The following is a 9,450-nucleotide window of genomic DNA, read 5'->3' as shown; positions in this document are numbered from 1 at the left end:
CCAGGACCGATGCTCAGGAACCAGCTCCCAGAAAGCTCTCTCGACGCTCCGCCGTACCCGCGGCCGGCCTCCGACACCCATACACCCCTCCAGGGCTAGGTGTTGCGACCACCGCATGAACCCAAGCGGCGTGTCGGCTGCAGAACGTCACGGACTATCGGGGAGGCGCTACCGGGGAGGCGCCATCGGGGAGACGCGGTCACCAGGACGTCGTCGGGCCACCCGGCAGGACGACGCGGACGGCGGGCAGGGCGACGGGCTCGCAGCCGAGCGCGTCGAGGTCGCAGCGCTGGGCGCGCGGGCGTGCCGTGCCGGTGGCGTTGTCAGAGGCGACGAGCACCGTGGCCTCGTCGGGCAGGGCAGCGACCCGCCAGGCGGGCCCCGCGGGCAGGTCGAGCCGCGACCAGGCGCCTCCGTCGGCCGGCTGCACCTCGACCCGGCCGCCGCGGGCACGCAGCACGCGGCCACCGTCCGGGCTGAAGGCGAGGAGACCGACCCCGGCGTCGACGGCCCGGGCGTCGGTGCCCTCGCCGGTCCCGGTCAGCCCGGCGAGGTGCAGCGCCCCGTCGCCGTCGGTCCAGGTCACGCCACCGGGCCAGGTGGGGTGCTGCAGCCCGGAGGTCGCCTCGGGACGCAGACGTAGCTGCTGCAGGGTGCCGTCGGGCAGCATCCGCAGGCTGGCTCCGCCCACGAACGAGACGAGGGCGGCCCCGTCGTCCGAGACGCCTGCCAGCGTCGCCGAGCCGCCGGCGTCGCAGCAGGTGATCCTGCTGGTGAGCGGGAGGCTGCGGGTGCGCTCGCCGCTGTCGAGGTCCTGCACGACGACCCGCACGGTCCGCCGCAGCGACCCGTCGGCCAGGCTGGTCTCGCGCACGGTGCGCAGCCACGCGGCGTGGCCGCCGCGCGGTGCGAGCCGTAGCCCCGCGCCCTCCTCGGGGCCGAGCCGCAACGCCTCCTCCTCCGGCCCGGTCAGCACCTGGACGCCCTCGTCGGAGCGCACGGCCAGCACCCCGTCCGCCCAGCTCAGCGCCGTGGGCCTGGGCATCGCGACGAGGTCGCCACCCCACACCAGGCCACGCTGGTCGACGGCGCCGCCGCGCCAGTAGGGCACGGACGGCGCCGCGCCCGGCGCCGGTTCCTCCGCCCGGACCGGCGTGCTCGTGGGCTCGCTCCCGCGCAGCACCAGCACACCCGTCACCGCCGCGGCCAGCAGCAGGGCCAGCCCCACCACGACCACGGTCACCTGTCGTCCTCCGGTGTTCTCCATGCCCGTGGGACGACGGTCAGCGACGGAAGGTTGTGCCCGGCCGTCAGTCCGGCAGCTGCACCGTCGCCCGGGGGAAGTCCTCCTCGACCTCCTCGCAGACGCCGGTGGAGACGTCGCAGCGCTGCTCGGAGAAGACCCGGGTCTCGGTCCAGGTCCAGTCCTTCACGTCCAGGACGAGGAGCTCGGTCTCGCTCGCCCAGGCGACCGGCACCCAGTCGCCCCTGGCCTCGGGCAGCGTCGGCGCCACGTCCTCGCCGGTCCTCAGGTCGGAGACGAGCAGCCCCTCGTCGTCGTTGCGCCAGACCCGGGCGTACCAGCGGCCCCCCGGCGACAGCGCGCCCCAGGGCAGGCTGGTCTCCGGCAGCACCATCGACCCGCCCACGGTGCCGTTCGGGCGCAGGGACGCCAGCGTGGCCGCTCCGTCCGTCTGGATCTCGACCAGCGGCTCGCCGAGGGAGACACCGGAGCGCCCCGTGACCGGTTCCCCGCCCGACGTCACCTCCTGGAGGCGACCGTCCGCCCGCCAGACCCGCAACGGGGTGCCGGTGATGACGACGGTCCCGTCGTCCCACACGGCCTGGAGGAACCCGCCGGGGGTGCCTTCCCCGGGGTAGTCCAGGGCCGCGGTGCGCTGGACCTCGCCGGTGTCCAGGTCCATCCGGGCCACCTGGACGGTCACGTCCTCCCTGGCCGACCGGTAGACCCAGTCCAGCTGCTCGGTCCACGCGACCGTGCTGCCGTCGGGCGAGACGTTCACCCCGCCCACGTACAGCGGGGAGCCTGCGTCGTCGGTCGCCACGGGCAGCGGCTGCGGCTCGGAGCCGTCGCGGGTCCACACCGGCGCCACGTCCGCGTTGCCGCCGTGGAGGACGACGGTGCTCCGCGCCCAGGTGAGCCCGAGGTAGGGGTCGTAGAGGCGCAGCTCCTGGCCGCCAACGTAGAGCCGGCCCTGCCACACGTAGGGCACGACGTCGCTGTGATCCGCGTCGTCGGTGGCGGAGTCGGCGTCGGTGGCGCCCTCGCTCGCGGTGGGTCCGGCGGCCGGCGGCACCGACCCGTCCCGATCGGGCAGCGCGACGAGGGCCGCGACGGCCACCACGGCGGCGACCACGGCGGCCGCGGCGCCCAGCACGTAGCGGCCGCGCCGGCTGGAGGCGTCCTGCCGTGCCTGGCGCACGATGCCGAGGGTGTCGACCCGCGGTTCGCCGACCTGCCCGGCCACGCCGCCGAGCTCGGCCTCGAGGAGCCGCTCCAGGTCCGTCTCGGTGCTCATCGCTCCCCCTCCTGCTGCTCCAGGGCGCTGCGCAGGTTGCGCAGAGCCGCGCTCGACGTGGACTTCACGGTGCCGCGCGCCATGCCCAGCGCCTCGGCGATCTCGGCCTCGGTCAGCTGCCCGTAGAAGCGCAGGACGACGACGGCGCGCTGCCGCTCGGGCAGCGCCAGCACGGCGGGCCAGAGCGTGAGCCGGTCGTCCGCGCTCGTGCCCGTGGGCGCCGGCAGGTCCGGCGGCGACTCGACCAGTCGCTCCCGCCGGACGCCTGGCCTCCGGCGTCCCGAGAGGAACGCGTTCATCATGACCCGGCGCGCGTACGCGTCCGGGCTGTCGGCCCGCGCCACCTTCCGCCACGCGCCCCACAGCTTCTCCAGCGTCGTCTGGACGAGGTCCTCGGCGTCGCCGGCGTGCCCCGTGAGCAGGTACGCGGTGCGGTAGAGCGCGGCGGACCGAGCGGCCACCAGCTCCTCGAAGGAGCCGGGCCTCCCGTCGCTGCCCCTGTCTGTCATCAGTGCCTCCACGCCCTCCCTGACGCAGCTCCGACGCGAGCGGTTCAGTCATGCCCGGTCGGACGTCAGGATGTCCGGTCCTCTTCCCCCTCCGGTGGCGTGACCCCGACGCCCTCGAGGCGTTGTGACCCTTGACACGTCAGCAGCGGACCCCGGAGGCTCAGCGCCGGGGGAGCTCGGAGCCCACCAGCAGAGAGAGGACGGCGATGGCCGACTCGTTCTTCAGTGCCTTCTCGCCCCAGGAGATCGCCCGGATCAGCGCCCGCGGCACCAAGGTGAGCCTGCCCGCGGGGTGGGCGCCCATCTCCGAGCGCACCGGCGCGGACAAGGCGTACGTGATCCTCGAGGGCCAGGTCTCGGTCCGCTCGCACGGCGAGGAGGTCGCGGTGCTCGGGCCCGGTGACATCGTCGGGGAGGCCGCGATCATGAACCAGTCGCTGCGCACCGCGAGCATCGTGGCGCTCACCCGGCTCGAGCTCATCCACTTCACCCCCGAGGCCCTGCGCGGCCTGGCCGACGAGATGCCGTCCTTCGCCCAGGCGCTGGAGCACACGGCCCGGGAGCGGTTCGGTGGGCAGGCGTGAGCGGTCCGCCGCGCCCGGGGCGGTCGCGGACGCCGCGGACCAGCACGCGGACGAGCACGCGGCACAGGACCCGGGCCGGCACCCGGACCTGACCGACGAGCCGACCGTCGACCTCGTCCTCGCGCCGCCCGACGACCGCGCCGAGACCACCCGCGGGCTGGTCGCCGCGCTGGGCAACGTCGAGGAGCTGCTGCTGGGCGGGCCCCCGCACCTGACCCGCGTCGAGGTCGCGGCCCGCGCCGGCGTCCCCATGGACGTGGCGGAGTCGCTGTGGCGCTCCCTGGGGTTCGCGCACGCCGACGACGACCAGGTCGCCTTCACCGACGCCGACGTCACCGCCCTGCGGATCACCGCCGAGCTCGAGGCCCTCGGCGTGCTCGACCCCGGCAGCCGCACCGCGCTGGTGCGCACCTGGGGCCGCTCCTTCGCCCGGCTGGCCGAGTGGCAGACCTCCCTGCTCGCCCGCGTCGCGGTCAGCCAGATGGACGAGGTGCAGGGCGACCCGGCCCTGCTGCTCCAGGCGCTGGCCGACGAGGTGCTCCCCCGGGTCGAGCGGCTGCAGTCCTACGCCTGGCGCCGGCACCTGGCCGCGTCCGCCACCCGACGGCTGGCCTCCGGGGAGGAGGTGCCGGAGGACCCGGCCTCCGACCCGATCCTCAGCCTGGCCGTCTGCTTCTGCGACATCGTGGGCTTCACCAGCACCGCGCGCGGCCTGCGCGAGCCCGAGCTCGTCGACTTCATCGAGACCTTCGAGGACGCCTGCGCGGAGGCCGCCGTGGACCACGGCGGGCGCATCGTGAAGAGCATCGGGGACGAGGTGCTGCTGGTCGCCGACACCGTGGAGGAGGCCCTGCGGATCGCCTGCGACCTCACCGCCCGCGGCGAGGACGAGGACGACCCGTTCCCCCGCGTCCGCGTCGGCATCGCCTACGGCGAGGTCGTGGCCCGGCTCGGCGACGTGCTCGGCCCCGTGGTCAACGTGGCGGCCCGCCTGACCTCCATCGCCCGCCCCGGCGCGATCCTCGTGGACGACGGCGCGGCCGAGGTGCTCGCCGACGCCCCCGACGTCCGCCTGAAGCGGCTGCACCGCACGACCGTCAAGGGCTACCGCAAGCTCCAGCCGTGGCTGGTGCGACCGCCCGAGCCCCCGCCGCCGGCGGAGGAGTCTCCGGAATGAAGGCACCCGACCGCTGCTGACGGGGGACACAGCAACGGCCGGGTGCGGGGGTCACGCTACGGCTCCGGAGCGGTGCCGCCAAACCCCCTGGTGGGTCAGCGGATGGTGACCTGGCGGCCCGCGTAGCCGTCGCGGGCGGAGCGCTCATCGGAGGTGAGCTCGCGACCGCCCTCCAGCTCGGCGAGCACGGCCGTGAGCTTCTTCTCGAACGCCTCCGCCGGCTCCTCCAGCGCCTCGGCGCCGGTGCCGAGCGGGAGGTCCCAGACGGGGGTGAGCAGGCCGTGGGCACGGAACATGCCGACGAACCGGGCGCCCTCGACGAGCACGTCGTCACCGGTGCGGTGCAGGATCGCCAGCGCGGAGAGGAGCACGTCCTCGGCCTCGGGGCGGGTCCAGCGCAGGAACTCGCGGTCGCCCATGTGCGTCCAGTAGGCGCTGGTCACGCCGGTGAGGCGGGCGGTCGGGGCCGCGGCACCGTTGGCCTGGTCGAGGGCGGCGGCGAGGGCGTCGCGGTCCTCGGCGGCGGCGTCGGCGATCCAGTAGTCGAAGCCGTCGTGCACGGTGACGGTCAGGCCTGTGTCGGTGACCATGTCCTGCAGGCGCGGGGCGTCGAGGCCCGGCGCGGAGGTGAGGCCGACGATGCCGCTCTCGCCGGCCTCCGCCTTGGCGATGGCCGCGGTGAGCACGGCGCCCAGGTCGCGCGACGGGTCGCCGTAGGCGTGCTGGACCTGCAGGCCGAGCCAGATGTCGCCGTTCTCGCGGACCAGCGCGGGGGCCGCGCCGGGGAGCAGCGTGCAGAGCAGGACCTCGCGGTCGCCGGCGTCCGTGACCGTGAGCGGCGCGGTGCCGGCGGGCACCAGCTCGCGCAGCGCGACGACGTCGGTCTCCGAGGGCATGCCCTCGAACGGACGGGAGACGAAGACCGGGGCGGGGCCACCGGCGGCGCCGTGGCAGGCCTTGTAGCGACGGCCCGAGCCGCACGGGCAAGGCTGCCGGGGGCTGATGCCGTCGGAGGAGCCGGCGGGGGCTGCGACGCGGTTCTTGCGGGACTTCTTCGCCATGGGCGCGAACCTACCGCGAGCCCCGGCCGGGAGCCGCCTCCGCGGGCGCCGCTACTCCGGCAGGGCGTCCACGAGGCTGCGCAGGTGGGCGGGACGGTCGGAGATGACGGCGGTGACCCCGAGGTCGAGGCAGAGCCGCAGGTCCTCCTCGGTGTTGACCGTCCACACGTGCAGCTCGTGGCGGCCGTCGCCCAGCCGCTTCGCCAGCCGGGGGTGCTCGCGCAGCAGCTCGATGCCCGGGCCGAGGATGCGATCGCCCGGCACCACCTGGCGCAGCATCGGCCACATGGCCTGGCGCTCGATCAGCTGCACCAGGGGCAGCCCGGGCGCCATCCGCTCGACCCGCTGGAGCGCGGTGTAGCTGAACGACATGACCCGGACGGGGCTGTCGGGGCCGTCCCACCCGAACTCGCGCAACAGCTCGACGACCTTCTTCTCCACCAGGCCGCCGTAGCGGGTGGGGTGCTTGGTCTCGATCGCGAGCCGCACGGGGCGGTCCTGGGCCGCCACGACCTCGAGCAGGCGCCGCAGGGTCAGCACCCGGCCGCGCTCGGGGTCCAGGTCGGGGCGCTCGTCGTCCATCTCGGCCCACGGGTGCTTCCATGACGCGAAGTCCAGCTCGGAGAGCGTGGCCAGGTCCATCGTGGAGACGACGCCGCGGAACCCGGTGGTGCGGCGGGTGCTGCGGTCGTGGACGCAGACCAGGTGCAGGTCCGCGGTCAGGCGGACGTCGCACTCCAGGCCGTCCGCGCCCTGGGCGAGCGCCGCCTCGTAGGCCCCGAGCGTGTGCTCGGCGTGGTCGTGGCTCGCACCTCGATGGGCCAGCACCTGCGGACGCATGCCGGCCATTGTGTCGTGCCGGTCGGGGACGCCGGGGCAGGACCCGCCCCGGGAGCCCAGGTCAGTCCTGGCCGCGCAGGTACCGGCCGAAGTGCGGCACCGTGAAGGAGATGCGGCCCCGCTCGCCGGAGTAGATGAGCCCCTTCTTCATCAGGGCGTCGCGCGCCGGCGAGAGCGACTGGGGCTTCTTGCCCAGCACGGCCGCCACGTCGGACGTGGCCACGGACTCGACCGTCTCCACGGCCGGTCGGGCACCGGTGTCGGGCTGGTCGCTCGCCGGCTCGGCCAGCGGAGCCAGCTGCGCCGCCGCGTCCGCCATGGCGCGCAGGTAGTCCCGCTCGGCGGGCGTCGCCCGCTCGTAGCGGGAGCCGAAGAACCCGACCGCGAGCTCGGCCTCGGCCTCGGGGGCGGCGACCTCGACGTCCTCGGCGGTGATGGGGCTGCGCGGGGCGAGGTCCCACACCGTCTTGCCGTAGGCCTGGATGAAGTAGGGGTAGCCGCCGGTGGCGCGGTACATCGCGGCCAGGCCGTCGGGGGTGAACTCGGCGTCCTCCTCGGCGGCCGGCGCGGCGAGCGCACGGTTGGCGGCCTCGGTGGTGAGCCGGTCGATGCGTGCGTAGCGGAAGAGCCGCTCGGAGTAGGACTTGGACGCGCTCAGCACGGCCGGGAGGTGCGGGAGCCCGGCCCCCACGACGATGACGGGCAGGCCCTGCTGGCCGATCTCGTGGACGGCGGCGCACAGGGCCGAGACGTCGGCCGGGCCGAGGTCCTGCATCTCGTCGATGAACACGGCCACGCCCTTGCCCACGTCGGCGGCCAGGCCACCGACGTCGGTGAGCAGCTCGACGAGGTCGATCTCGATGTCGCCGGAGTCGGCCCGCCCGCGTGCGGCCGGCACCTCGATCCCGGGGCTCCACCGGTCGCGCAGCTTCGCGTCCGCGCCCGCCTCGCGCTCGACGAAGGCGCGCAGCACGCCGAGCACCTGGTCGGACTCCTCCGCCGACGGGTGCCCCAGCTCGCGCACCGCCTGGTGCAGGGCGCCGGCGAGCGGCCGTCGCAGCGTCTGGTCGGGCCGGGCCTCGAGCTTGCCGGTCCCCCACCCGCGGCGCACCGCCGCTCCACGCAGGGCGTTGAGCAGCACCGTCTTGCCCACGCCCCGCAGGCCGGTGAGCACCATCGACCGCTCGGGCCGGCCCCGCGCCACCCGCTCGAGCACCACGTCGAACGTGCTCAGCTCGGTGTCGCGCCCCGCCAGCTCGGGCGGGCGCTGGCCGGCGCCGGGGGCGTAGGGGTTGCGAATCGGGTCCACGATGGGACCGTATCCGGCTCTCTAGGCAATCCGGCAGATTTCACTAGCGGGTCTGATCGAGCTCTCGTCCGGCAGGAGCCCGACAGAACGGGGCCCCCAGTCGCCGCGCCGGCGGGGGCCTTCCCGCATTGATCGAACGTTCGACGAACCTGACGGCCCTTGATCGATCGTTCGACGATCCCCGGCCCGGGCCCTCCCACGCCGAATCAGCCTGAAACTGCCGTTTCACATTGCCGCAACACGAGTTCCCTACGGTCGTCGTCATGAAGATCCTCGTCGTCGGCGCCGGCATCGGCGGAACCTCGATCGCGCTCGGGCTGCAGCGGCACGGCATCGAGGTGGAGATCGTCGAGCAGGTCCGGGAGAACAAGCCCGTCGGTGCCGCCATCTCGCTGTGGTCCAACGGCATCAAGTGCCTCAACTACCTCGGCGTCGGCGAGCAGGTCGCCGCGCTCGGCGGGCGGATGGACCACCTCTCCTACGCCGACGCCCTCACCGGCGAGACGCTCTGCGACTTCCCGCTCGCGCCCGTCCACGAGGGCACGGGCCAGCGGTCCTACCCCGTCGCGCGCGCCGACCTCCAGGCGATGCTGATGGAGGCCGTGGGCGTCGAGAACATCCGTTTCGGCGCGAAGGTCGTCGACATCACCCAGGACGACGACGGCGTCACCGCGACCTTCGCCGACGGCTCCACCACCACCGCGGACCTGCTGATCGCCGCCGACGGAGCCCGCTCCCGCACCCGCGCCCACGTGCTGGGTCACGACGTCGAGCGCAGCTACACCGGCTACACCAACGTCAACGGGCTGGTGCCGGCCGACCCGGCCATCACCGGCACCACCCACTGGACCACCTGGGTCGGGGAGAACCGCCGCTGCGCCGTCATGCCCGTGGCCGGCGACCGCTTCTACTTCTGGTTCGACCACGTCACCCCCGCCGGCGCCGACGTGCCGCGCGAGAAGGTCGTCGACGAGCTGCGCTCGGTGTTCGGCCACTGGGCGCCGCCGGTGCAGAAGCTCATCGACGCCATCGAGCCCGGCACCGCCAACCGCGTGGAGATCTGGGACCTCGACCCCATCCACACCTGGGTCCGTGGACGCGTCGCTCTGCTCGGCGACGCCGCGCACTCCACCGCCCCCGACATCGGCCAGGGCGGCTGCTCCGCGCTGGAGGACTCGGTCGTGCTCTCCGGCCTCCTCGCCGCCCACCGCGACGACCCGCTCGCAGCGCTCACCCGGTACCAGGCCGCCCGCACCGAGCGCGCCGCCGAGCTGGTGCTGAAGGCCCGCAAGCGCTCCGCCGTCACCCACGGGCACGACCCCGAGGCCACCCAGGCCTGGTACCGCGAGCTCGCCACCGAGGACGGCACCGGCGTGATGGCCGGGATCGTCGGCAACATCGTGGGCGGACCCTTCGCCTGACGGCCCCCG

Annotated in this window: 9 protein-coding genes; 3 read left to right on the top strand and 6 right to left on the bottom strand. The window is 74.6% G+C overall.

The genetic code is table 11. The features are described from left to right. Positions 1-199: 199 nt before the first annotated feature. From M8330_RS12320 to M8330_RS12310, 3 genes are read right to left on the bottom strand one after another with little or no spacing between them, the layout of a single operon-like run. Positions 200-1,267, bottom strand: coding sequence for a hypothetical protein (locus M8330_RS12320; protein ID WP_250827556.1), 1,068 nt, complete (start codon positions 1,265-1,267; stop codon positions 200-202). A gap of 43 nt (positions 1,268-1,310) precedes the next feature. Further along, on the bottom strand, positions 1,311-2,540 hold the full coding sequence (locus tag M8330_RS12315) for a TolB-like translocation protein (protein WP_250827555.1): 1,230 nt from the start codon (positions 2,538-2,540) through the stop codon (positions 1,311-1,313). Beyond that, positions 2,537-3,049, bottom strand: coding sequence for a SigE family RNA polymerase sigma factor (locus M8330_RS12310; RefSeq protein WP_250056027.1), 513 nt, complete (start codon positions 3,047-3,049; stop codon positions 2,537-2,539). Before M8330_RS12310 ends, M8330_RS12315 begins: the two co-directional genes overlap by 4 nt. 206 nt (positions 3,050-3,255) lie before the next feature. Here M8330_RS12310 and M8330_RS12305 point away from each other — a divergent pair, with 206 nt between their 5' ends. Beyond that, positions 3,256-3,633, top strand: coding sequence for a Crp/Fnr family transcriptional regulator (locus M8330_RS12305; protein ID WP_250827554.1), 378 nt, complete (start codon positions 3,256-3,258; stop codon positions 3,631-3,633). After that, complete coding sequence (locus tag M8330_RS12300; RefSeq protein ID WP_250827553.1) at positions 3,620-4,810, top strand: adenylate/guanylate cyclase domain-containing protein; 1,191 nt, start codon at positions 3,620-3,622, stop codon at positions 4,808-4,810. Before M8330_RS12305 ends, M8330_RS12300 begins: the two co-directional genes overlap by 14 nt. Before the next feature lie 95 nt (positions 4,811-4,905). On the opposite strand, the gene M8330_RS12295 is transcribed toward M8330_RS12300, so the two are convergent. From M8330_RS12295 to M8330_RS12285, 3 genes are all read right to left on the bottom strand, one after another. Beyond that, complete coding sequence (locus M8330_RS12295; protein WP_250827552.1) at positions 4,906-5,871, bottom strand: DUF5926 family protein; 966 nt, start codon at positions 5,869-5,871, stop codon at positions 4,906-4,908. 51 nt (positions 5,872-5,922) lie between these two features. Next, positions 5,923-6,711: a glycerophosphodiester phosphodiesterase gene (locus M8330_RS12290; RefSeq protein WP_250056022.1), complete on the bottom strand. Its 789-nt coding sequence runs from the start codon at positions 6,709-6,711 to the stop codon at positions 5,923-5,925. A 61-nt stretch (positions 6,712-6,772) separates the two neighbouring features. Continuing rightward, positions 6,773-8,020, bottom strand: a complete 1,248-nt coding sequence (locus tag M8330_RS12285) for an ATP-binding protein (RefSeq protein WP_250056020.1) — start codon at positions 8,018-8,020, stop codon at positions 6,773-6,775. 263 nt (positions 8,021-8,283) lie between these two features. Between M8330_RS12285 and hpxO the strand changes: the two genes are divergently transcribed. Next, positions 8,284-9,441, top strand: a complete 1,158-nt coding sequence (gene hpxO, locus M8330_RS12280) for an FAD-dependent urate hydroxylase HpxO (protein WP_250056018.1) — start codon at positions 8,284-8,286, stop codon at positions 9,439-9,441. The last annotated feature ends 9 nt before the right edge of the window (positions 9,442-9,450 follow it).

It is taken from the genome of Nocardioides bruguierae (assembly GCF_023656415.1).
In the GTDB taxonomy this organism is placed as follows: domain Bacteria; phylum Actinomycetota; class Actinomycetes; order Propionibacteriales; family Nocardioidaceae; genus Nocardioides; species Nocardioides bruguierae.
Note: the sequence above shows the minus strand (reverse complement) of the source record. Positions and strands in the feature narration are given on the sequence as shown.